This is a genomic window from Pseudomonas sp. NPDC089530 (genome assembly GCF_050280705.1).
In the GTDB taxonomy this organism is placed as follows: Bacteria; Pseudomonadota; Gammaproteobacteria; order Pseudomonadales; family Pseudomonadaceae; genus Aquipseudomonas.
In genome coordinates this window covers 1-22,437 of the sequence record NZ_JBNNVU010000061.1, presented here as the reverse complement: position 1 = coordinate 22,437, position 22,437 = coordinate 1, and the positions used below count along the sequence as shown (strand labels likewise).

The 22,437-nt window shown below is 65.8% G+C and carries 21 protein-coding genes and 2 pseudogenes; 6 read left to right on the top strand and 17 right to left on the bottom strand.

Annotation, left to right across the window (positions count from 1 at the left end; translation table 11 throughout):
- Positions 1-10: 10 nt before the first annotated feature.
- The 12 genes from ACQKQA_RS20855 to ACQKQA_RS20800 form a co-directional block, all read right to left on the bottom strand.
- Complete coding sequence (locus ACQKQA_RS20855; protein ID WP_427561758.1) at positions 11-1,417, bottom strand: lipid II flippase MurJ; 1,407 nt, start codon at positions 1,415-1,417, stop codon at positions 11-13.
- A complete protein-coding gene (locus ACQKQA_RS20850) occupies positions 1,417-2,238 on the bottom strand; it encodes an acyltransferase (RefSeq protein ID WP_427561755.1) in 822 nt (273 codons plus the stop codon). Before ACQKQA_RS20850 ends, ACQKQA_RS20855 begins: the two co-directional genes overlap by 1 nt.
- Positions 2,235-3,632: an O-antigen ligase family protein gene (locus ACQKQA_RS20845; protein WP_427561752.1), complete on the bottom strand. Its 1,398-nt coding sequence runs from the start codon at positions 3,630-3,632 to the stop codon at positions 2,235-2,237. The genes ACQKQA_RS20850 and ACQKQA_RS20845 overlap by 4 nt, the downstream gene beginning before the upstream one ends.
- The gene (locus tag ACQKQA_RS20840; protein ID WP_427561749.1) at positions 3,632-4,735 is read right to left on the bottom strand and encodes a glycosyltransferase family 4 protein; all 1,104 of its coding nucleotides are present in this window, start codon (positions 4,733-4,735) and stop codon (positions 3,632-3,634) included. The genes ACQKQA_RS20845 and ACQKQA_RS20840 overlap by 1 nt, the downstream gene beginning before the upstream one ends.
- The gene (locus ACQKQA_RS20835) at positions 4,726-5,940 is read right to left on the bottom strand and encodes a glycosyltransferase family 4 protein (protein WP_427561746.1); all 1,215 of its coding nucleotides are present in this window, start codon (positions 5,938-5,940) and stop codon (positions 4,726-4,728) included. The genes ACQKQA_RS20840 and ACQKQA_RS20835 overlap by 10 nt, the downstream gene beginning before the upstream one ends.
- Positions 5,941-5,965: 25 nt before the next feature.
- Complete coding sequence (locus tag ACQKQA_RS20830) at positions 5,966-7,315, bottom strand: beta-xylosidase (RefSeq protein WP_427561743.1); 1,350 nt, start codon at positions 7,313-7,315, stop codon at positions 5,966-5,968.
- Complete coding sequence (locus ACQKQA_RS20825; protein WP_427561741.1) at positions 7,312-8,493, bottom strand: glycosyltransferase; 1,182 nt, start codon at positions 8,491-8,493, stop codon at positions 7,312-7,314. The genes ACQKQA_RS20830 and ACQKQA_RS20825 overlap by 4 nt, the downstream gene beginning before the upstream one ends.
- Entirely contained in the window at positions 8,493-10,475 is a 1,983-nt protein-coding gene (locus ACQKQA_RS20820; protein ID WP_427561738.1) for an exopolysaccharide transport family protein, read from the bottom strand. The genes ACQKQA_RS20825 and ACQKQA_RS20820 overlap by 1 nt, the downstream gene beginning before the upstream one ends.
- Positions 10,476-10,542: 67 nt before the next feature.
- The gene (locus ACQKQA_RS20815) at positions 10,543-11,376 is read right to left on the bottom strand and encodes a polysaccharide biosynthesis/export family protein (RefSeq protein ID WP_427561735.1); all 834 of its coding nucleotides are present in this window, start codon (positions 11,374-11,376) and stop codon (positions 10,543-10,545) included.
- 7 nt (positions 11,377-11,383) lie between these two features.
- Positions 11,384-12,295: a glycosyltransferase family 2 protein gene (locus ACQKQA_RS20810; RefSeq protein WP_427561786.1), complete on the bottom strand. Its 912-nt coding sequence runs from the start codon at positions 12,293-12,295 to the stop codon at positions 11,384-11,386.
- On the bottom strand, positions 12,295-13,755 hold the full coding sequence (locus tag ACQKQA_RS20805) for a mannose-1-phosphate guanylyltransferase/mannose-6-phosphate isomerase (protein WP_427561733.1): 1,461 nt from the start codon (positions 13,753-13,755) through the stop codon (positions 12,295-12,297). The genes ACQKQA_RS20810 and ACQKQA_RS20805 overlap by 1 nt, the downstream gene beginning before the upstream one ends.
- Complete coding sequence (locus ACQKQA_RS20800; protein ID WP_427561730.1) at positions 13,755-15,191, bottom strand: undecaprenyl-phosphate glucose phosphotransferase; 1,437 nt, start codon at positions 15,189-15,191, stop codon at positions 13,755-13,757. The genes ACQKQA_RS20805 and ACQKQA_RS20800 overlap by 1 nt, the downstream gene beginning before the upstream one ends.
- A gap of 356 nt (positions 15,192-15,547) precedes the next feature.
- Here ACQKQA_RS20800 and ACQKQA_RS20795 point away from each other — a divergent pair, with 356 nt between their 5' ends.
- The 3 genes from ACQKQA_RS20795 to ACQKQA_RS20785 all read left to right on the top strand — a co-directional run bounded on the left by ACQKQA_RS20795 (position 15,548) and on the right by ACQKQA_RS20785 (position 16,981).
- Positions 15,548-16,015 carry an FAD/FMN-containing dehydrogenase gene (locus tag ACQKQA_RS20795; protein ID WP_427561727.1) on the top strand — a complete coding sequence of 156 codons (468 nt, stop codon included), beginning with the start codon at positions 15,548-15,550 and terminating at the stop codon, positions 16,013-16,015.
- Complete coding sequence (locus ACQKQA_RS20790; RefSeq protein ID WP_427561724.1) at positions 16,012-16,701, top strand: energy-coupling factor ABC transporter permease; 690 nt, start codon at positions 16,012-16,014, stop codon at positions 16,699-16,701. The genes ACQKQA_RS20795 and ACQKQA_RS20790 overlap by 4 nt, the downstream gene beginning before the upstream one ends.
- 64 nt (positions 16,702-16,765) lie before the next feature.
- The gene (locus ACQKQA_RS20785) at positions 16,766-16,981 is read left to right on the top strand and encodes a hypothetical protein (RefSeq protein ID WP_427561721.1); all 216 of its coding nucleotides are present in this window, start codon (positions 16,766-16,768) and stop codon (positions 16,979-16,981) included.
- 3 nt (positions 16,982-16,984) lie between these two features.
- Here ACQKQA_RS20785 and yacG read toward each other — a convergent pair whose 3' ends face one another.
- Genes yacG through ACQKQA_RS20765 form a run of 4 tightly spaced genes read right to left on the bottom strand, consistent with a single transcriptional unit; the run spans position 16,985 to position 19,897 of the window.
- The gene (yacG, locus tag ACQKQA_RS20780; protein ID WP_427561719.1) at positions 16,985-17,188 is read right to left on the bottom strand and encodes a DNA gyrase inhibitor YacG; all 204 of its coding nucleotides are present in this window, start codon (positions 17,186-17,188) and stop codon (positions 16,985-16,987) included.
- Positions 17,185-17,808, bottom strand: a complete 624-nt coding sequence (coaE, locus tag ACQKQA_RS20775; RefSeq protein WP_427561716.1) for a dephospho-CoA kinase — start codon at positions 17,806-17,808, stop codon at positions 17,185-17,187. The genes yacG and coaE overlap by 4 nt, the downstream gene beginning before the upstream one ends.
- Positions 17,805-18,677, bottom strand: a complete 873-nt coding sequence (locus tag ACQKQA_RS20770; RefSeq protein ID WP_427561713.1) for a prepilin peptidase — start codon at positions 18,675-18,677, stop codon at positions 17,805-17,807. The genes coaE and ACQKQA_RS20770 overlap by 4 nt, the downstream gene beginning before the upstream one ends.
- 2 nt (positions 18,678-18,679) lie before the next feature.
- Positions 18,680-19,897 (bottom strand): type II secretion system F family protein, encoded by a 1,218-nt coding sequence (locus tag ACQKQA_RS20765; protein ID WP_427561710.1) that lies wholly within the window; start codon positions 19,895-19,897, stop codon positions 18,680-18,682.
- A gap of 351 nt (positions 19,898-20,248) precedes the next feature.
- Between ACQKQA_RS20765 and ACQKQA_RS20760 the strand changes: the two genes are divergently transcribed.
- Both ACQKQA_RS20760 and ACQKQA_RS20755 read left to right on the top strand, forming a co-directional pair.
- Positions 20,249-20,665: a pilin gene (locus ACQKQA_RS20760; protein WP_427561707.1), complete on the top strand. Its 417-nt coding sequence runs from the start codon at positions 20,249-20,251 to the stop codon at positions 20,663-20,665.
- A 255-nt stretch (positions 20,666-20,920) separates the two neighbouring features.
- Entirely contained in the window at positions 20,921-21,277 is a 357-nt protein-coding gene (locus ACQKQA_RS20755; RefSeq protein WP_427561705.1) for a BON domain-containing protein, read from the top strand.
- Positions 21,278-21,474: 197 nt separating this feature from the next.
- On the opposite strand, the pseudogene ACQKQA_RS20750 reads toward ACQKQA_RS20755, so the two are convergent.
- Positions 21,475-22,344: pseudogene (locus tag ACQKQA_RS20750) on the bottom strand (DUF748 domain-containing protein); the annotation flags it as partial.
- Between ACQKQA_RS20750 and ACQKQA_RS20745 the strand changes: the two are divergent.
- Positions 22,332-22,437: pseudogene (locus ACQKQA_RS20745) on the top strand (sulfurtransferase complex subunit TusC); the annotation flags it as partial. The pseudogenes ACQKQA_RS20750 and ACQKQA_RS20745 overlap by 13 nt on opposite strands.

Sequence of the window (22,437 nt, the reverse complement as noted above, 5' to 3'; positions counted from 1 at the left end):
CCGCCCTCGCTCAGGTTCGCCAGGGTTTCAACCAGAGACCCAAGGCGATCAGCAGGAGCAACCCGGCCAGGGTGCTGAGCCCCAGTTGCAGCCAGACATTCAGCAGCGGATGCAACAGCAGTGCTGCCGTCCCCAGCAACACCGCGCTCAAGGCCCAGCGCAGCGGCCAGCCGATCAGGCCGAGCAACTGTTGGCGCTGCATCAGCAACAGGTTGGTCAGGATCACGCCGCCGAGAGCCGCCAGCGGAATCGCCGTCAGCCCAGCGACCGGCGGCAGGCCCGCCAGCAGCACCGCGTTGAGCAAGCTGCCGAGCAGTTCGCAGTGCAGCGGCGTGCGGGTATCGCCGGCGGCATAGGCGTAACGTGCGAGCATGGCGCTCCAGGCACCGAACACCAGGGACACGGCGAACCAGCCGAGCAGCGCCGGCAGCGGGCCGTCGGTGCTTTGCGCGGGTAGCAGCCAGTGGATCAGCGCCGGGCTGGCGCCCACCAGGCCGAGCGCGGCGGGCAGGCTCAACAGGGTCGCGGCGTCGAGGCCGCGTTGCAGCAGGCCCAGGCGCTGGTCGCCGGACTTGCCGCTCATCAGGCCGAGCAGGACCTGGTTCAGGCTCATCAGGGCAATCAACGGCAGGTTGATCAGTTTGCGTGCCAGGTTGACCCAGGTCACCGCGCCGTCGCCCAGGTAGCTGGCGACCAGGCGTTCCACCAGCGCCAGGCCTTGGCTGGCCAGGTTGCTGGTCAGCAGCGGGCCGAGGCGGCCGAGCAGTTCCCGTCCGGCGCCGGCATCCCCGCGGACCTGCCAGGGGCGCCAGCCGGTTTGCCAGATCGCCGGTACCAGTGACAGGCACATCAGCAGGCTGCCGAGCAGGAACGCCAGCGCCAGGCCCGAGCCCAGGCTCGCCTGGCCGTAGAAAAACAGATAGAGCACCGGCGGCAGGTTGAACAGCAGCGAACCCAACCCCGGCAGCACGAACCGTTGCCGGGCGTGCAGCGGAATGCTGAACAGTGCGTGCAGGAGCAGGCCGGGAATGCAGGCGGCCAGACTGCGCAGGTTGGCGGCGGCTTCGGCCTGGGCCTCAATGCCGAGCCCGGGGCCGATCAGGCGGGTCCACAGCGGCGCACTCAAGGCCAGCAGGGCGTACAGTCCCAGGCCCAGGCCCAATACCCGTGGACTCAGCCCGGCCAGCCAGGCGTGCTGGCGCTGGTGGTCGCGCTGCTGATACAGCGGCAGGGCCGCGGCCGCCAGGATGCCGGCCGCCAGGGTCATGCGCAGGGCTTCGGGAATGAACACCGCGACCAGGAACGCATCGCTGCGGTTGCCTGCCCCCCAAGCCGCCACCAGCAGCCATTCGCGGGCAAAGCCGGCGACCAGCCCGGCGAGGGTGGCCAGGGTCAGCAGCAGGGTGCTGCCGAACATCAGTGGAACAGGGTGAACAGGCCTTTGCCACCCACCTTGTAGTTCAGCTCGTGGGGGCGCTCGCCCATGGGTTTGGCGCCGCTGCCGCCGATGATCTTGTAGGGCGCGACGGCCTTGGCCACCACGGTGTTGGCGGTCACCACCGCGCCGCGGCCGATATGCGCGCCATGGCCGATCAGGGCGCGGCTGGCGATCCAGGCGTAGTCGTCGATGTAAATCGGCGCGGACACCGACCAGAACTCGGGGGCGGTCAGGTCATGGCTGCCGGCGATGATCAGCACGTGGGAGGCGATCGCCACATGGTCGCCGATGATCAGCCCGGCCCGGGCATCCACCTGGCAATGCCAGGCGATCACGCTGTCGTCGCCCATCACCAGGTTTTCCACGCCCAGCACCTCGGTGTTGCGCCAGATGCTCGAGCCCTTGCCGATCTTCGCCCCGCCCAGGCGCAGCCAGGCGAGACGTACGTGGTGGCTGGGGATCTTGTTGATCAGGATGTTGTAGGCCTGCTCCCAGGCCCGCAGCCAGCGGTCCTTGAGGGTGACCAGGTTCTTGCCGTAATGGGGCACCAGGCTAGTGGGGACGTCCCGTTTCAGGCGGCCATACAGGCGCCGGGCCAGGGGATGGTCGATGACCTGTTCGATATCCACCGAGCAAATGCTGTAACGCGCCTGCTCGCCGTCGCCCTCGACGAACAGCACGTCATGGTTCAGTCCCCAGCTGTAGGCCTCGAGCAGCTCGTCGTGGCTGACCCCCAGCTCCGCGGCCAGGGCAGGCAGGCGTTCCGGCAGATCCGCAGAATGGAAAATACGGTGTTTCATGCGTGGCTATCCTTGGAGTGGGCGAGGGGGCGGACGATGGCCGGGCGCAACCGGACCTGTTGCAGGCTCATGCCCATCAACAGCCAGAACAGCCCGATCAGCACGAAGGTGAAACTGAAGTAGTGGTCGAACAGGCCCGTCAGCAACGCCGCCAGCAGCCCGCAAATGCAGCCCAGCCACAGCGCGTTGTCCGCCGTCACCTGGCGGATCGGCGCCAGCGGCCGCACCTCGCGCCACCACATCAGGGTGACGGTGATGAACAGCAGCATCCCCGGGATGCCGATCTTGTAGATGAAGTTCAGCCACAGGTTGGAGATGCCCGGCAGGCCGCTGCCCTGTACTGGCGGGTCGATCTTGAAACCGATGCCCAGGGGGTAGCGCAGCATGGCCTCGGGGAATTTCGCGTACTCGTCGAAACGCACTTCGGTACTGGCGTTGGTCGCCGAGAACATGGTCATCAGGCGTTCCTGCAGCGGCGGATAGAACATCACCAGGGCCACCGCGAAGGCCGCGCCGAGTCCGATGATCCGGCCGCTGTAGGGCACCCGCTTGTAGCTCAGCCAGACCAGCACCAGGGCCAGGGCCAGGATCGCCCCGCGGGAAATGCTCAGCAGCAGCCCCGCGCAGCCGAGGATCGCCACCGCCAGCCCGAGGGCGCGACGCGCGCCTTTCTGGGTCCAGCCATAGAGCAGCGCCATGGGAATGAACAGCACCAGCACGCCGCCGGTGAGGTTGGGGTGGACCCAGGGCGATGCCATGCGCTGGTAGTTGGCGGAGAAGATGTCCTGCACCGCTTCCGGGTGGGCGTACTTGAGGTCGGTGAGGATCGGGATCATCGACATCGCGTTGCGCGACTTGATGAACATGCCGATCGACAACAGCAGCATCAGCAGGTTGCCCAGCAGCAGGGCGATCACCACCTTGTCGCGGTCGGCCTCGGTGCGCAGCAGCAGCGGCACCATGAACAGCAGCGACAGGTTCATCAGCCAGCGCACCCAGTTCACCGGGCCGTTGCCTTCGGCGTGGATGATCAGCAGGCCCCAGACAAAGGGAATGGCGCTGAACAGCATCAGCCAGGCCATGGCCCGTTCGGTGGGGCGCCAGAGCATCAGGTTGCGGGTCTTGCCGATGAAGGATTGCCAGAACACCCCGACCCAGGTCAGGCCCAGCACCGCTTCGCTGACGGTGGTGCGGACCCCCAGTTGCAGGGTGGTGTAGGGAATGCTGGTGGCCAGCAGGGCAAAGATCAGCAGGCCCCACAGCGGCTTGCGGATCAGTGTCAGGGCCACGGCCAGGCCGATCACCACGAGGATGACCTTGGCCGGTGGCAGGGCCCACAGCAGGACCCCGAAGATCAGCCCCAGGGTCAGGCCGATGAATTTTCCTGGCAGCATCAGTGAAAGAACCCTGTCAGCAAGGTGTCGAGGCGCTGGCGATAGGCCGGTTCGGCAAACTGCCGGGCCCAGTCGCGCAGGGTGTCGGGGGCGGGGCGGTCGCTGGCTTGCGCCTGTTCGATCAGGGCGCCGCGCAGGCTGGCGCGATCTCGGGCGTCGAAGCGTCGCGCGCTGGGCGGCGCCACTTCGTCGAGGGCCGAGCCCCGCGCCACGGCGACTGGCGTCCCCTGCCACAGCGCCTCGACCACCGGCAGGCCGAAGCCTTCGGCGTAGGAGGGTTGCCACAGGCAGTCGGCGTGCCGGTACAGGGCCTGCAACTGTTCGTCGCTGATGCCATGGACCCAATGCAGGCCGGGCAGCTCGCTCAGGTTCGCCGGCAGGTCGCTGGCGTGCCCGACCAATACCAGTTCCGGCACGTGCGGGTTTTCCACGCGGCAACGCTGCCATTGCTCGATGAAGAACGGCATGTTCTTGCGCGGCTCCCGGGTGCCGACGGCCAACCAGTAGCGTTCGGGCAGGCCCGCCGGCAGCGGGCCGGGAGTGCCCTGGAATTCCGGCACCAGGTTGTTCAGCACACGGAATTTCGGCCGTGCCCAGGGGAACAGCCGGGCTGCTTCCTGGCAGGAAAACCGCGAAGGGCACCAGACTTCGTCGGCGACCCAGATCGACCAGGCGATCGACACCGCGTCGATCAGCCGATAGGCCAGGGCCTTGAGCCGCGAGCGGTGAAAGTTGCGCTGGGTCAGCTGGAACAGGTCATGCAGGATCAGTACATAACGGGTGCCCGCTGGCTTGTGGCCGATGGGCAAGCCCATGTTGGCGGTGGCGATATACAGGTCGATGGATTGCGCGCGAATGGTCGTCGGCAGGAACTGGCGCTCGAAGCGCAGGCGCACACCGGGGCGCTGCAGGCCATCGAGGGGGCTCGGCCACGCCGGGCAGAGTGCGGTCTGGCGTTGCGCATGTTCCAGCGGCGCTTCGCTGACCAGCAGCAATTCGGTGTCTGCGCGTGCGCGCAGGGCCTGTTCCAGGGCCTTGACCTGACGGGCGATGCCGGAGGAGGGCGCGACCGTGGCCGCACGATAATCGAGGGCTACACGCATGCGGGATGCTCCTGTGGAGAGGGCAGTGTCCGGTAGAGCCGTTCCAGTTCGTCGCCGGCCACCGCCCAGTCGTGATGCTGACGGGCATACAGGCGGGCGGCATCGGCCAGGCGCGCGGCCAGGGACGGTTCGCGCAGCAGGCGGATCACCCCGTCGGCCAGGGCCTGGGCATCGGCGCCGGCCAGGTAGTGTTCGCCGTCGCGGATGGCCAGGCCCGAAGCGCCTTGCCCGGTACTGACCAGCGGCAGGCCGGCGGCCATGGCTTCCAGTACCTTGAGCTTGGAGCCGCCGCCGTGGCGCAAAGGCGCGATGAACAGCGCGCAGCGGCGTTGCAGTTCGGGCAGGTCGGGCACGAAGCCGACCCATTCGATGCGGCTGTCGGTCCACTGCTCGGGCCAGCTGTCCGGCAAGGCATAGCCGGTCACCGCCAGGCGTGCCTCGGGGCAGTGGCTCCAGACCCGGGGGAAAATCTCGTCGAGCAGCCACTGCACGGCGTCCAGGTTCGGCGCGTATTCGTAGTTGCCGACAAACAGCACGCGCTGGCCCTGCGGGTCGGCCGCGACCTCGGCGAAGCTGCGGCTGTCGACGCCGTTGACCACCACTTCCACCGGAGTGCGGGTCAGCTGGCGCATGGCCTGGGCATCGGTTTCGGTCACCGCCACCACTTGTCGGGCGGCGTCGAACGCCTTGCGCTCCCACTGTCGGCAGCGCCATTGGTCGTAGCGCACGAAGAGGCTGGCCCAGGCCGGGAAGCGATCATAGGTCGCCCCGCCGAGGCTCGATTCGAGGTTGTGTTCGGTGAGCACGAAGTCCCGGCCGGCTTGCCGCAGCGACTGCAGATAAGGTTGCAGGCTGTAGCTGTGTTCGACCTGGATCACATCCCAGGGCTCCTGCAGCAGGCTGTCGAAACGCTCGCGCAACGGGCGCGATACGCCGTTGACCGTGGTCAGCAGCGGCCAGGGCGCGAACAGCCCGGCCAGCACCGTGACTGGGTGCTTCAGCGGGCGCCGGGGCACCACGATCAGGCGCTCCAGCCAGGGCTCGAGGGCAGCGCGGGTGGCGGCATCGGCCGCGGTTTTCGACTGCACCAGCAAGGTGATGCGGTGCCCGCGCTCGCTCAGGGTGCGCAACAGGTGGAACTGGCGGGTCTTGCCGCCGCTGGTCATGGGCCAGGGCAGGTAGGGCAGAATCCAGAGAATCTTCACGTACGGCACTCCATGTCGAGGTCGATCACCACACGAGAATCTGCAGGGACGACTTCACCGTCGGCTGGATGCCGTCCGCGGCATTCAGGCTGGCGCGGGCTCCGGTGAGCGGATCGTAGAGCTCGGCCTGCTGCACCTGGGGCAGGCGGATGATGCCGCCCTTGGCGCTCCAGAACAGCAGCAGGCGCTTACCGTCGTCGCGGGTCCAGGACACGCTGTAGAAGCTGTCGGGCAGGTTCGTAAGCTCCGGGGTCCGGCCGGGCGTGAGGCGCGGGCCGGTGATGTCGAGGAAGCGCGCCAGCGCCCGGTACACCGGCTTGGGTTCGCCGTTAAGGTCCAGCAGGCCGTAATGCTGGTCGCGGGGCGAGGCGCGGGAGTCGAGATCGGACAGGGCGAACAGAAAGATCCGCTCGTAGTCCTGATCGCTCATCAGCGCCAGGCGGCGCAGGGTGTAGTCGGCCTGGCCGTCGACCCCGATCAGCCGCTGCATCTCCTTGGGCCCGGCATAGCTCGACCAGCCCCACTCCGTGGCCCAGACCCTTTTCACCCCGGCGCCATGCAGCATGTCGTTGAGCTGCTTGCCGCGCAGCAGCACTTCGTTCTTGCCCGGCTCGTCGCTTTCCGGGAGTTCCGAATAGGGGTGGTAGGCGGCGACCATGCCCAGGCTCTGCACGCCCAGCTCGCCGAGCTTCTCGAACATCAGCGCGCTGCGCTGGCCCGGCATCTGGCTGTAGTAGGCCATGCCGCCCATGACCTGGATCTTGTCCGGCGCCACCTGGTTCAGCGCCTGGTGGGTGACCCGCAACAGTTCGCCGTAGCCCTTGGCGTCGACCTGCGGACGCCAGTTGTTCGGCAGGTTCTGTTCGTTCCAGACCTGCCAGGCATCGATGTCCGGGTAGCGCTGGGCGAGCATGGCCATGCGCCTGGCGTAGACCTCGGGATCGCGCGGCGGGTACTGGTCCTGATAGGGCGCGCCCTTGGGGGCCAGGGTGATGAAGGGCGCCGAGCCCACCAGGTAGAACAGCGACTTGAGTTTCGAGTCGGTCAGGGTCCGGTCCAGTTCGTCGAGGGTGCTGAGCTGGTAACCCTCTTCGGTGGGTTCGAGCCGGTCCCAGTGCAGGTCGACCCGCACCCATTGCAGGCCGAGCTGTTTATAGGCGGCGATCTGCTTGCGGTATTGCTCCGGGGTGAACCACAGGAAGTGCGCGTTGACGCCCAGGTAGTCCTTCCACGCCAGGGTGCGCTCGGGGGCCAGGTTGACCGGCGCGGCGGCGACCGGCCCGCCGAGGGTCAGCCCGGCGCCGAGCGCCAGTGCGGCCAGCAGCGGCAGGCCGCGCCACAGCGAGCGCAGTGGCAGAGGCAGTGGGGTCTTCATGGCGACCGCTCCTTGCACACGTCATTGAACAGTTCGGCGAAACGGCGCGCGGTGACGCTCCACTCGCGTTGTTGCCCCACGGCACTGGCCCGGGCGGCCCACTGGCGGGCCAGCTCGGGCTCCAGTACCAGGCGGCTCAGGTGTTCGCTCAGGGCTTGGACATCGCCTTGCTCATAGGTCACGCCGTTGCCGCCGGCGACCTCTTCGGCAAAGGCCCGGGCGTTGGAGGTGACGACCCCGCGCCCGCAGGCATTGGCCCAGGACAGAGCGCCGCTGGTGCCGCGCATCTGGCCGAGCCAGGCGAGCTTTTTCGATTCCCGGTACGGCAGCACCATCACGTGGTGGGCCTGGATGGTGTTGGCGATTGCGGCGGACGGCAGGTCCAGCCGCCAGTCCACCAGGTCCTCCAGGTGCAGGTCGCGGATGCGCTGGCGCAGGCCGTCGAGGTAGTTGCCGGCCGGGTCGAAGGTCATTTCCGGCGCGGTGCCGCCGGCCAGGGTCAGGCGCACCTGGCTGCGGCATTGCGGGTGGGCCGCCAGGGTGCGGGCCAGGGCTTCGATCAGGTCCTCGATGCCCTTGCCGCGGTAGATGAAGCCGAAGTACAGCAGGCGCAACGGGGCCAGCGGCGGCAGTTCGGCCGGCGCGATCGGCAGGTTGCCGTGGGCGATCACCGCCACCCGGCGCGCTGGCAGGCCCATGCGCTGGCGCAGGCAGTCGGCGCCCAGCCGGGTCAGGGTAATCAGCCGGCGCATGCCGCGGGCCAGGCGTCGCTCTTCGTGCAGCGTCAGCGGATCGGCGAGCAGCGTCGCCGCTTGCGGCAGCGGGCGGGGCAGGCGTTCCAGCAGGGTCAGCGGCCAGAACAGCCGGGCCCGGCGCCAGATCAGGCGTTCCGGGTCATGCACGGTGGCGGTGCGGGGGATCTGCGGCTGCGCGGTGCTCAGGTAGTCGAGTGCCTGGAATTCACCGAAGCGCCCGCCACCCAGTTCGGCGTGCACCAGGTCGATGCCGCTCCAGTCGAAGGCACGCAGGCGCTCCAGCTGCTGCACCGGGTCGTGACAGCCGGCCAGTGGCGTCACCACCTCGATACCCAGACTGTGCAGCGCCTGGCTGAAGTGCGCGGCGTAATCGGCGATACCGGTCTGTTCCGGCGGCAACGGGGCCAACAGGGCGATACGCATCAGGCTGCTCCACGCCAGCTGTTGATCCGCTCCAGCACCTTGGCCGGCACTTCGAAGCGACGCCGGTTGAGGATCAGGCCGTCGACCTTGCCGAAGGCGGTGGTGAGCAGCGACAGGGCATTTTCGATCATCGGCACGGTGCTGGTCCGGGCCTCGATCACCAGGGCGATCAGGTCGGCGCGGCGCAGGGTCAGGAAGGCCTCCGGGTTCGACAGCAGGGGTGAGGCATCCAGCAGCAGGACTTCGCCGGGCTGGGCCGCTGCATCGGCGTCGAGGCGGACGCGATGGCCGCGCTCCTCCAGCAGCCGGCGCAGGCGTTCGAGGATGAAGCTCACGCCTTCGCCCTGGCGCGCCGAGGTCAGGCTCAGGGTCAGGCCCTGGCTCTCGATGCGGTCCAGGGGCAACAGGCTGTAGAGCCGGTAGAGGCTCGCGGTCATGGCCTCGGGCGTGGCGTCCTCGAGGTCCGGCACGCTGCCCCACAGCGGCGCCTGGAACAGTTCCGGCAGGCGCGCGCCGTCGTGGATGCGTTGGTCCAGCAGGTAGCAGACGTAGATCGTCAGCAGCCCCACGGCGACCCCCGCGGGAATTGCGAACAACAGGATCAGCAGGCTCTTGGGGAAGACCCGCGACGGGTTGAAGGTGGCATGCTCGATGATCGCGATATTGCTGATCTGGCTGCTGTCGAGCGCATGGTCGATGCGCGCCTGTTCGAGGTTTTCCGAGTACAGCGCGTAGCTCTTTTCCGCGGTGCGCAGTTGCTGGGTCAGGCGGTTGAGCTCGGGCTCGTCGCTCAGCACCCGGTCGCGCTCGGTGCGCAGCGCGGCGAGGGTCTTATCGTAGTCCTCGATCTGCCCGGTGAGCTTGCGCTGTTGCAGCTGGGCATCGATGACCTGCTGCTTGACGTTGATCACCAGGCTGTTGGGCGCGGTGTTCTTCGAGCGTTCCAGGCGGGTCGCCTCCTGCTCGCTGAGGGCCTGCAGGTCGCGGATGTTCTGCTCGATCTGCTGGACCGCCGGTGCCTCGGGCAAATAGGTGCGCAGCAGGCGCGCGCGCTCCACCTGCAGGGTATTGAGCTGGCGCTTGAGGTCGAGCTGGGTCGGGTTGAGGCTGGTCTCGCGGCTGGTCACCACTTCGCCGGGCTGGCCCTGGATCTGCTGGCGGGCGTTGACCAGGAAGCTGCCGATCCCCGACAGCTGGTTCTGCGCGTCGACCCGGGCGTCGGTCAGGCGGTCGATCTGGCTGGTGAGGTTTTCCAGGCGCGCGGTGACGCTGATCGAGTCGATCTGCTTCAGGCGGCCCTGCAACTGTTCCTTGAGGCTGAGGATCTGCGCCGCCACCTTGTTGCCCTCGCTCTCGTAGAAGGCATACAGGCTCTTGCGCCCGAGCACCCGGGCCCGTTCTTCGAGGTAGGCGTCGACCCAGATCTTCACCACTTGCTGGGCGACTTCCGGGTCGTCCCAGGTAAAGCTGATGTCGATCACCGACGAGCCCGGTTCGTGGCTGGCCTGGAAGTTCTTTTCCAGACGGCTGGCCAGGCGGTCCAGGGGGCTCTGCGGCTCCGACAGGCCGACCAGTTGCAGCAGACCGCGCAGGGCATCGATGGCCGTGCCCATGGCTTGCTTGGCGTAGAACTTGAGGGTCTTCCAGAAGCCCTGGGGCTCGGCGGCCGCGCTCAGTTCCAGGTAGCGCTCGGCGACCTTGTGCACGATCGGCCGGCCGGTGAGCATCTTTTCCTCGTCGACGATCGGGTCGTGCTGGGTGCTCGGCGCGATCAGCGTCTGGCGGTTGCCGGCTTCGATCGGCACCGTGGTGTTGTCGCGGCCGGGCTTGACCAGCAGGCGTGCGTCGGACTCGTAGCGCGTCGGCAGCAGGAAGGCGCCCAGCACCGCGACCACGATGGTGGTGACGACCGCCAGCTTGAACTCGCGGCGGAAAATGAAGAACAGACGCAACAGGTCGCGCAGAGAGCGTATTTCGATCACAGGATCACTCCGTTGAAAGTACGTGAAGCCATGGCTGGTGGAGGCCGATCAAACGAATCGATCCTGTCTACTGTCCCGTCCCGGTGCCGGTGGAACTGCTGGTGAAGTTGTTGATGGTGTTGCCGCTGTTTTTCACGTCCTGCTGGTTCAGGTCGTAGTTGAAGCCGACCCCGATGCCCTTGTTGATCGGGAACAGCTTGGTGAAGTACATGTCCACCGCCTCCACCGTGCTGCCGATCTTCGATTGCGGCACGTAGATCAGGTCGCCGCGCTGCAGCGCGACCAGGGGGTGTTCGGGGTTGCTGAGCATGCTGGCGAGGTCGACGAAGTACATCTTGTACTTGCCGTCGGCGCCGGCCCGGAGCAGGGCGATGTTGGAGCTGTCGGCCGAGGGCAGTACGCCGCCGGAGCTGAGCACGGCCTGTTCCACCGACACGGTGCCGGCCAGGTTGAAGAACGACGGGTTGGCCACCGCGCCGCCGATGAACACCCGGTTGCTCGGGGCAATGGCGATGTTCACCGTCACTTCGGGTTCGCGGTAGATGCGCTGGTAGCGCCCGGTGATGGCCTTGCCCAGGTCTTCCGGGGTCAGCAGCGCAGCCTTGATCCGGCCGATGCCGGGCATCGAGATGAAACCATCGGGGCGCACCACGAACAGCGTCATGTCGTCGGAGCTCGCCGGTTCCTGGGCATCGCGCACGATGCGCAGGGTGTCGCCGCTCTGGATCAGCACCTGGGCCGGTGGCAGGTCGGCCAGGGTCAGGGCCGCCGCGTGGCGGGCCTTGAGGGTGTCGCTGTCGGGCAGGGCGATATGGGCGGGCGTCGAGCAACCGCCCAGCCACAGGGTGGCGGCCAGGAGGCTCGACAGACAAAGCCGGGAACGTCGGTTAAGGGGCATCATTGACGGCTCAGGTCCAGTAGTTTGAAAACATGCTCAAGCGGCGCTTGAGCGGTGTCGGCAGGTGCTGTTCGGCGTGGCCGAGGCGATAGCCCAGCAGCTTCAGGGCACTGCGCAGCAGCACTTCGGGCACGCGTTGCAACTGGCCGGCGTCACGCAAGGCACGCAGCTCGGCCTGGACATAACGCTTGCCTTCGCCGCCGGCGGTGCCGAAGGCCTCGCGGATCCAGGGCTCGCGACCATAAAAGACGCCGATATCGAAATAGCGCCGGAACTCCTGCAACAGGGTGTAGTGGTGCGAATGCTGCACGCAGGCGCTGGCGGCGTAGCGCACCAGGTAGCCATCGAGCAGCAGGCGCGCCGCGACATGGGCGTCCTCGCTGCCGATGACGTCCTCGGGAAAGCCGTCCACCGCTTGCAGGGCGCTGCGCCGGTAGACGGCGAACGAGTCCGAGCTGAAGCAGGTCTTGATCCCCAGTTCGGCGGCGTCGGCCAGGCTTTTGCTGCGGCTCCGGGCGCCGTAGTTGAAGTGGCGCGACTGCGCTTCGAGGAGCCCGGCGCCGGGGTGGGGCAACTGGCGACCGTAGGCGAGGCCGATCCGGGGATCTTCCTGCAGCTCGCGGATCAGGTTGGCGAAGGTCTCGGGGGTGGCCGGGATCGCATCCTGGGTCAGCAGGATCAGGGCCTCGGCATCTACTTGCTCGCTGGCCCAGCGCCGGGTGCCGCCGTGGTTGAAATCGCGGGCGGCGATGATCTCCACCCGCGCGCCGAACTGGCGGAAGCGACTGACGGTGTCGTCCGTCGAGCTGCTGTCGACCACCAGTACGGTGTCCGGTTGCAGCGTCTGCGCGGCCAGCGCCGGCAGCAGCCGGTCCAGGTGCGGCCCGGCGTTGCGGGCGGGAATGATCAGCGCCACCTTCATCATGGTTTTACCTGCGCCGGGGCGCGGCCGTAGACGTCCTCGAAGCGCACGATGTCGTCTTCGCCCAGGTACTCGCCGCTTTGCACCTCGATCATCACCAGGTCGATGATCCCCGGGTTGCTCAGGCGGTGCTTATGGCCGGCGGGGATGTAGGTGGATTCGTTGCTGTTGAGCAGGATTTCCCGGTCGCCATTGGTGATCAGGGCCGCGCCGCTGACCACGATCCAGTGCTCGCTGCGGTGATGGTGCATCTGCAGCGACAGTGATTCCCTGGGCTTGACCATGATCCGCTTGATCTTGAAGCGGCTGCTTTCCTCCAGCACGGTGTAGGTGCCCCAGGGCCGGGTCACCGTACGGTGCAGGCTGTAGGCGCTGTGCCCCAGGCGCTTGAGCTCGGTGACGATATGGCGCACGTCCTGGGTCCGCGTGGCGTTGGCCACCAGCAGCGCGTCCGGGGTGTCGACGATGATCAGGTCGCTGACGCCCACGGCGCCCAGGACTCGCTTGGGCGAGTCGATATAACAGTTGCTCACGTCATGCAGCACAGCCTGGCCGTTGACCTGATTGCCGGCGGCGTCGCTCGGGGTGAGCTGGCGCAGCGCGTCCCAGGAACCGATGTCGCTCCAGCCGATATCGCAGGGCACCACGGCGACCCGAGCGGAGCGCTCCATCAGGGCGACGTCGATCGACACGTCCGGGGCCTTGGCCAGGCTGCCGGCGTCGAGTTCGCGCTGGCGGCAGTGCTGGTTGTCCAGGCTCGAGCCCTGTTCCAGGCAGGCCCGGGCAGCGTTCAGTACCTCGGGGGCATGCAGCGCCAGCTCTTCCAGCAGGCTGTCGGCGCGGAAGCAGAACATGCCTGCATTCCACAGGTGCTTGCCGCCATCGAGGTAGGCCTGGGCGGTGGCCAGGTCGGGTTTTTCGACGAAGCGCGCGACCTGGAAACCCTGCTGCAGCGCCGGGCCCTGTTCGATGTAACCAAAGCCGGTCTCGGGCTTGTCGGGCTGGATGCCGAAGGTCACCAGATAACCCTCTTTGGCCAGGTCGCGGGCCTTGCCCACGGCTGCGGCGAAGGCCTGCTGGTCGAGGATCAAGTGGTCGGCCGGCAGGATCAGCAACTGCGCCGCGTCGCCCCAATGCTCGCGCACATGCAGGGCCGCCACGGCGATGGCCACGGCGGTATTGCGCCCGAACGGTTCGAGCAGCAGGTCGAGCCCCAGGTTGCCCTGATTGACGTTGCGGTATTCGTCCAGCGAACGGAACAGCAGATCGCGGTTGGTCACCGTGACCACGCAGCCGACGTCCGGCAGGCTGCTGGCGCGGATAAAGGTCTTTTGCAGCAGGCTCTGGTCGTCGCGCATGCGGATGAATGGCTTGGGCATGTTCTGCCGCGAGACGGGCCACAGGCGCGAGCCGGAGCCACCGGAAATTATGCAGGGGACCAATCCAGTGCATGCGCTCATCAGTAGACTTCCTTCGTCGAGAGAACGGCCGGGACCGTCATGAAAACGATGTACAGATCCAGCCAGACCGACCACTTGGAGATGTAGTCGAGGTCGTATTCCACGCGTTTCTGGATTTTTTGCAGGGTGTCGGTTTCGCCGCGGTAGCCATTGATCTGCGCCCAGCCGGTGATGCCGGGCTTGACCCGATGGCGCGAGCTGTATTCGCGCACCGCCTGTTCGAAGGGCACCCCCGCCGCCTTGGTGGCGGTAGCGTGGGGGCGCGGCCCGACAATCGACATGTTGCCCAGCAGCACATTGAACAGCTGGGGCAGCTCATCGATGCTGGTTTTGCGAATGAAGCGCCCGACCCGGGTGATCCGCGGGTCTTCCCGGGTGGTCTGCTGCTCGGCGTTGAGGTCCGCCTGCTCGACGAACATCGAGCGGAACTTGAACACGCGGATCAGCCGGTCGTTGTAGCCGTAGCGCTTCTGCCGGAACAGTACCGGGCCCCGGGAGTCGAGCTTCACCGCCACCGCGGTGGCCAGTAGCACGGGGGACAGCAGGACCAGGCCCAGCAGGGCGAGCACGATGTCTTCGCAGCGCTTGATCAACGGCGACCAGCCGCGCAGCGGCAGTTCCGAGGTGTTGAACATCAGGATGCCGCCGACGTCGGTCATGCGGTTGTGGCCGAAGCGCAGGGTGGTGAGATCGGGGACCAGGGCGACATTCACCGACAGCTGGCGCAGCCGCCGCACGAACTCTTCGATGCGCGCGTGCGCGGCCCAGGGCAGGGCGATCAGCACCTGGTTGACCTGTTCGTCGCGGATCAACGTTTCCAGGTTCCGGGTATTGCCGAGGAAGGGCAGGTCGCAGAATTCCGCGGGCACGCGGTCGCTGCGGTCGTCAATGAAACCGATCAGCCCGGAGCGGATATCGCCGTGGCGCTGCATGTGTTCGGCGAGGAACAGCGCGCTTTCGCTGAAGCCGAGGATCACCGTGCGTTGCAGGTATTTGCCGTGGGCCATCCACGAATGGAACAGGCGCAGCAGCAACAGGCGCTCGATGCCGAACAGCACGAGGCTGGCGAAGAACCAGAGGAACAGGTCGGGCAGGCTGAAGACCGGCAACAGGTGCAGCCCCTGATACATGACCAGCAAGATGCAGAAGGCCGAGGTCCAGGCCACCAGCATCGTGCGAAAGCGCAGGCGATTGCTGAAGAATTCTTCGGAGTACACCCCTTGAGCCTGGAACAGGATGACGGTGATCACGGCAAAGAACAGCAGCAGGCCGAGCACCGTAGGCCACAGGTCCGTGCTGGCCGACTCGGCGCTCGGGAACAGCAGGATGCCGGGCAAAGCTGCTGAGAGGGCATGCGTCAGCTTGACCCCGGCGATAAAGAGTTCCATGAATCCTGTTCGGGTCAGAAACCTACTATCAATCGATTTCTTGAGCATCGAGTCCCGTCGCTGCCAGGTAAAACCCAGCCCTGTCAAAGGTGAATCCGCTTCAGAGGCAGGGTTGAAAAATGAGGGTTACTAAAAAAGAGTCTGTTTTTTGTCGCCTAATGGTGGCGAAAAGATACTATTTAAGTGTTTCTATGGTCAAGTATTTGACTAATTCTTGCTGTTGCTCAGTGATGTTGCATTATGCATCGGAATTTTGACGGTTTGTGTGCTTCAAGACGAACGGAGAACCTGGGGTGCGTCATGAAGTTGGCTCGCTCGGCGGTCCTGGCGGGTGCAACCTCGGGTGTCCCGACCTGGCGGTGTAGACTGGGCGCTGTCGATCAACCGAAGGAAGGGGAGACGCTGTGAGGTATTGGGCAATGCTGTTGCTGGGGTTCCTGCCGTTGCTGGCGCAGGCGCTTGAAGTGGGCGAGCGCCTGGCGCCCTGGACCCTGCTCGATCAGTTCGACCGGGCCTATAGCCTCGATGGGCAGGCGCGGACGCTGCTGGTGGCGCGCAGCATGGACGGCGCCAAACTGGTGAGCGCGGCCTTGCAGGATCGTCCCGCGGGGTATCTGGAGGCCCGGCATACGGTGTTCGTCGCGGACATCCAGCGCATGCCGGCGTTGATCGCCCGGATGTTCGCGGTGCCGGCGATGCGGGACTACGGCTATCGGGTCATGCTCGACCGTGACGGCCGGGTGGCGCCGCGCTACGCCGGGGCTGTGGATAAAGTCCTGTGGCTGCAGCTCGACGAGGGCCGGTTGGTCGCCCGGCGGGAATACGGCAGCGCCGCTGAGCTGCGCGCCGCGCTGGAGCAGGCGCAGCCATGATCAGCGCGGCGCTGCTGTCGCCGGTCACCCTTGGCGCCGGCTGGCTGATCTATGTGCCCGTGGTGCTCTGGGCGGCCTGGCGAGCGCCCTGGGTCGAGCTGTTCAGCGACAGCCGGCGCCAGCATCTGCTGTTCGGCACGGTGTTCGCGCTGTTCATGCTGTGGCTGGTGCGCCGGGATTTCGATACCGGCGTGTCCTATCACTTCATCGGCATGACGGCGGTGACTCTATTGCTGGATTGGCCGCTGGCGATCGTCGGCGGGCTGATCGCCCAGCTGGGGCTGGTGGCGCTGGGGCGCCAGGATCTGGCGGCGCTCGGGATCAACGGGGCCTTGCTGATCCTGCTGCCGGTGCTGGTCACCGAAGGCTGCGCGATCCTGGTGGAGCGTGCGCAGCCGCGTAACCCTTTTGTGTATATCTTCTGTTCCGGCTTTTTTGCCGCCGCCCTGTCGGCCTTGTTGTGCCTGCTGGTCGGCCTGGGCCTGCTGTGGTTCGACGAACGTTTTGCCATGCCGGAATGGCTGGAAGATTTCATCGGCTACCTGTGGCTGATCATCTTTCCCGAGGCCTTCATCAATGGCATGGTGATCAGCGCCCTGGTGGTGTTCTGCCCCGAGTGGCTGGAAACCTTCAACCGTACCCGCTACCTGTCGGCGCCCTGGAAGGACGACGATCCGCGTTCTTGATCCAGGTCAAACACTCTCGGCAGGCGCGGTTCCATGCTCCGCAAAACCGTTCGGGAGCATGGGCATGAGTGTGTATGAATGGGCACGGCAGGAAGTTCGCGACAGCCTGAACGCCGCGCAGGAGGAGGGCTTCGAGCCGGGCTTGAGCCTGCGCGCCCTGCTCAGCGCGGTGGTGCAGGAAAGCCGGCGGGTGCGCAGCGCCGAGGATCTGGCCGACGAGTTGCAGTTTCTCGCGGAGAACCTCGACGACACGCAGGATTACGCGTTCATGCGGCCGTAAGGCTCAGTGGGCGCGAGGCGGCAGGTCGTCGGAGAACAGCTCGTCTTCAGCATCCGGGCCGACCGGAATCTTGTGCTCTTCGGCCGCCCAGGCGCCGAGGTCGATCAGTTTGCAGCGGTCCGAGCAGAAGGGACGGTTGACGTTGCTCGTGGTCCATTCCACGGGCGCACCGCAGGTTGGACATTCCACGGTCAGGGGTTGGCTCATGACTGGCCTCCACGCAAGGTAAGGTAAAAGTGATGCAGGCGCTCGACCTCGCTGTGCAGCCAGGCGAGGTCGCGGTCGTTGACCAGCACATCGTTGGCATGGCCCAGGCGGTCTTCGCGGGTCGCCTGGGCCTTGAGAATCGCCTGGACCTGCTGTTCGCTGATGCCGTCGCGCTGCAAGGTCCGCTCGATCTGCAGTGGCTGCGGCACGTCGATCACCAGGATTCGCTGGGTCATCGCGTACTGCCCGGACTCGATCAGCAGCGGTGACACCAGGATCGCGTAGGGCGATTCGGCGCGCGCCAGATGGGCGGTGATTTCCTCGGCAATCAAAGGATGCAGCAGGGCTTCCAGCCAGAGGCGTTGTTGCGGTACCTCGAAGATCAACTGGCGCAGCGCGGCGCGATCCAGTTGGCCGTCGGCCTGCAACACGCTGTCGCCGAAATGCTCGGCAATCCGCGCCAGGGCCGGGCGGCCGGGTTCGACCACCCAGCGGGCCGCGTGATCGGCATCCACGACATGAATGCCCAGATCGATGAAGCGTTGGGCCGCGGCGCTTTTGCCACTGCCGATACCGCCGGTAAGGCCGAGAATCCATGGTTTGAGAACAGGTTTGGTCATCTGAAACCGACAAACTGCAAATAGTGGTCGGTTATTTGACCACCCCAGAGCAAGGCAATCCAGCCGGCGATGGCCAGAAAGGGACCGAAAGGGATAGGCGTGGACATCTGCGCCCGCTGCCGGCGCAGCATGACGACCCCCATCAGGGCGCCTGTCAGTGAGGCCAGCACCAGGGTCAGCGGCAGAATCTGCCAGCCGCCCCAGGCGCCGAGCATCGCCAGCAGCTTGAAATCGCCGTGACCGATGCCTTCCTTGCCGGTCAGCAGCTTGAACAGCCAGTACACCGACCACAGGCACAGGTAGCCGGCCACCGCGCCCCACAGCGCATCGTGCAGGCTGACGAACAGCTCGAAGGCATTGACGATCAGGCCCAGCCACAACAGGGGCAGCACCAGCACGTCCGGCAACAGCTGGTGATCGGCATCGATCAGGCTCATCGCCAACAGGCCCCAGCTCAGGAACAGCACCAGCCCGGCCTGCCAGCCAAAGCCGAAATGCCAGGCCACCAGGGCCGAGACCAGGCCACAGGCCAGCTCCACCAGCGGGTAGCGCCGGCCGATCGCGGTCTTGCAGGCGGAACAGCGCCCGCGTAGCAGCAGGTAGCTGAGCAGCGGGATGTTTTCCCAGGGGCGGATCGAGTGCCCGCAGTGCGGGCACTGGGAGTGGGGGAGCAGCAGGTTGTAGGTCGGCCCGGCGGGTTCGGCGGGCAGCCCCAGGATGTCGCGGGCCTGGATGCTCCAGTCCTGTTCGAGCATCTTCGGCAGGCGCCAGATCAGCACGTTGAGGAAGCTGCCGACAATCAGGCCCAGGACCAGCGTCGATAACACGAAGACCAGTGGGGAACTGGCCAGGACTTCACTCAATGACATGTTCAGATCGCTGTGCCGAGTTGGAAGATGGGTAAGTACATGGCGACCACCAGGCCGCCGACCAGGGTGCCCAAAACTACCATGATCACGGGCTCCATGAGACTGCTGAGCGTATCGACCAGGGTATCGACCTCTTCCTCGTAGTGGATCGCGACCTTTTCCAGCATGGCGTCCAGGGCCCCGGACTCTTCGCCGATGGCGGTCATCTGGATGGCCATACCGGGGAAGATGCCGCAGGCACGCATGGAGAAATGCAGCTGCATGCCGGTCGCCACATCCTGCCGGATCCGCTGCACCGCCTGTTTGAACACCTGGTTGCCGGTGGCCCCGGCCACCGAGCCCAGGGCTTCCACCAGCGGGACTCCGGCGGCGAAGGTGGTGGACAGGGTGCGGGCGTAGCGGGCCACCGCGGACTTGTACAGCAGCGGCGCCACCAGCGGCAGTTTCAGCAGGCCCACGTCCAGCCACTGGCGAAAGCGCGGCGAGCGCCTGTGGGCCTGGCGCACGCCGAACACTCCGGCCAGCAGGCCGCCCGCCAGCAGCCACCCCCACTGCTGCACGAATGCCGAGAGGGCGATCACCAGTTGGGTAAACACCGGCAGCTGCGCGCCGAAGCCTGCGAACATCGACTGGAATTGCGGCACCACCTTGACCAGCAGGATGCCGGTGACCACCAGGGCCACGCAGATCACCGCCAGCGGGTAGGTCATGGCCTTGCGGATGCGGGTCTTGAGGTTGGCGCTTTTTTCCTGGTAGGTCGCCACCCGCTCCAGCAGGGTTTCCAGGGCGCCGGCCTGTTCCCCGGCCTCCACCAGGTTGCAATACAGCTCGTCGAAATGCCGCGGCCTCTTGCGCAAGGCGCTGGTGAGACTGCTGCCAGCGGCGATGTCCTGTTTCAGCTCGGCCATCAGCTTGCCCATGTTCGGGTTATCGAAGCCCTCGGCAATGATGTCGAACGCTTGCAGCAGCGGTACACCCGCCTTGATCAGGGTCGCCAGCTGCCGGGTGAACAGGCTGATGTCCCGGGCCTTGATGGCGGGCGCTCGCTGGAACAGCGCAGGGGGCTTTTTCCTGACCCGGGCCGGGCTGATGCCTTGCTTGCGCAGCTGTGCCCGGACCAGCGAGGGGGTATGGCCGCTCAATTCGCCGCGCAGTTTGCTGCCTTGCCGGTCGGTGCCTTCCCACAGGTAGACACTCATCTTTGCTGCTTTGACCGCCATGCTGTTGAGCCCCGGGTGATGGTGGATGTCCTCGGGGCCGGCAGTGCCCCGTGCGCTATCGAATGGGTCGCTGCACGTGCGCGGCGGCCGGTCCATAGAGTTTGAATGGCCCGATACGTTCCTTGGACGGGGTCCGCGCGGGTTGATGGACAGCGTAGTTGGCCATGGTGGCCTGCCGCGGGCACTTGGCTGACAAAAAGTGTCAGATAGTGCGACTTCTGGCGCTCACCGCCCTGGGCCCGGCGTCGCCGACCCCCGTAAACACTGGGGCGCGGGCGCTGGCACAGGCCGTGCTATGGCTGTGTGGGCGAGTGTCCGGACCCTCAGATATCCACTGCCTGGAGCAGAGAGATGAAGTATCAGAAAGGTTTCACCTTGATCGAATTGCTGGTCGTCGTGGCGATCATCGGCATCCTGGCCACCTTTGCCATGCCGCTGTATTCCAAGTATCAGGCGCGGGCCAAGGTCACCGCGGCCTTGGCCGAGACGTCGGCGCTGAAGGTCAACTTCGAGGACGTGCTGAACCAGGGCGGCGATCCGACCCTGGAGCTGGTGGGGGGCAAGGCGGCGACCTCGAATTGCACCATGACCGCTGCGGGCTCCGCCTCGACCGGCTCCGGAGCGATTGGCTGCACTATCCTCAATGCGCCGGCGCCGGTGCTGAACAAGACCCTCACCCTGACCCGCACCAACGCCGATGGCTGGGTATGCACCACCACTGTCCCTGCGGATTACTCCCCCAAAGGTTGCAGCGCCAGCGGCAGTTGAATACCGGCCAGGCGTCAGACTTTGGGGAAAGTGTCGAGAATTCAGGTGGTTAGCTGATCGTGCACAGGCAACTTGCATGCGGATTATTCGGCAGTCATGCATTTTGCATGGTCGTGGAATTCTGGGTTTTTTCTAACTGATTGATATTAAAGGGATTTATTGATTTTCTGAACTTGGCATAACGCCTGCAATCTACCTAATACCCCTGCTGCCGGGATCTGGAGCAGGCTTTCCAGAAGAACAGGAGTTACTCGTATGAAGAAGCTCGCTATCGCTGCTGCAACTGCTACCGCTCTGACCCTGACCATGGCTAACGTCGCATTTGTCCAGGCCGCTCAAACTACTCAGGCGCCAATGGTGCTCGCGGCGGGTGAAGTGACCAAGGCCAAGGAGGCCACTTCCGACACCTGGATCACCACCAAAGTCAAAGCGGATCTCGTTACCGAAAAAGGTATTCCGGGTACCGACATCAAGGTCGAAACCAACAAGGGTGTGGTTTCTCTTTCTTCCACCGTTGCTCTGACTGCGTCGCAGAAAGAGACCGCAGTCAGCATCACCAAGAAGATCAAGGGCGTGACGGCAGTCTCGGCTGACGGCCTGAAAACCCAATAAGCCCAAGCATCTTGCCCGGACAGGGATAAGGCGCGGTGGGGGAGTCAGCTCTGCCGCCTCCTTGAAGGTTCATGCGAACGGCCACCAGGACGTAGCCACGTTGCAAAAACGAAACAGGCCCCGGCACGTTGTGCTGGGGCCTGTTTCATTGTGGGCGGGGAAAACCGACCCGTTTCCGGGTCGGCAGGCAGGGGGGCTTACTCGGCGTCCAGATGCATCGGGGTGACGACCCGGCCATCGCTTTCGGCCTGGCCGAGGTTGGCGTCGATGAAGTACACCCGGTCGTCGGCCAACTGGCCTTTATCCACCAGGAAGTCCTTGATGCTGCTGGCCCGTTCCTGGCCCAGCTGGCGCAGCAAGACATCGCTGTCGCTCCAGAACTTGATCACGCCTTCGCGCATTTTCGCGGTGCGTTCTTCCTTGCCCAGGTCCTTCCATTCGGCCGGTGGCTGGGCCTTGAGGCGGGTGCGATAGATGCCTTCGAGCAGCGGGCCTTTCTCGCCTTCCGGCACTTGCAGCAACGACGCCTGGGCCGGCACTTTTTCGCCGCGGCGCTGGAGCATCTTGTAGTAGTTGTACTGGTATTCCCGCTCCAGGCGTTGCTCGGCGATCAGCGGGCCATCGCTGCTTTGCGCGGCGGTGCCTTCGATCTCCAGGCGCAGGGTCGGACGCTCCTTGAGCGCGCTGGACAGCTTGACCAGCGCTGCTTCCGCGTCCGGGTTCAGCTCGCTGGAGCCCGGGGCGAACGAGACGCTGCCCAGGTCTTCCGCGCCGCTACCCGCGACCAGCCCGCCGATCAGCTTGAACGGGGCCGCGGCCGCTTTCACGATCAGGTTGCGCAGGGTCTGCCAGATGATCGGCATGACGCTGAATTGCGGATTGTTGAGGTCGCCGGTCACCGGCAGTTCGATGGAGATCTTGCCGTCGACGTCCTTGAGCAGGGCGACGGCCAGCTTCAATGGCAGGCTCACGGCATCCGGACTGTCGACCTTTTCCCCCAGTTCCAGCTGCTCGACCACCACCTTGTTTTCGGCCTTGAGCTGGCCCTTGGTGATCACGTAGTGCAGCCCTGGACATCGTACTGGCAGGCGGCGCCTTCGACTTGCCGATCGGCCTGTTGTTTCTCGACGACGGGGTGTTCCAACTGGCCCCCGGGCAGA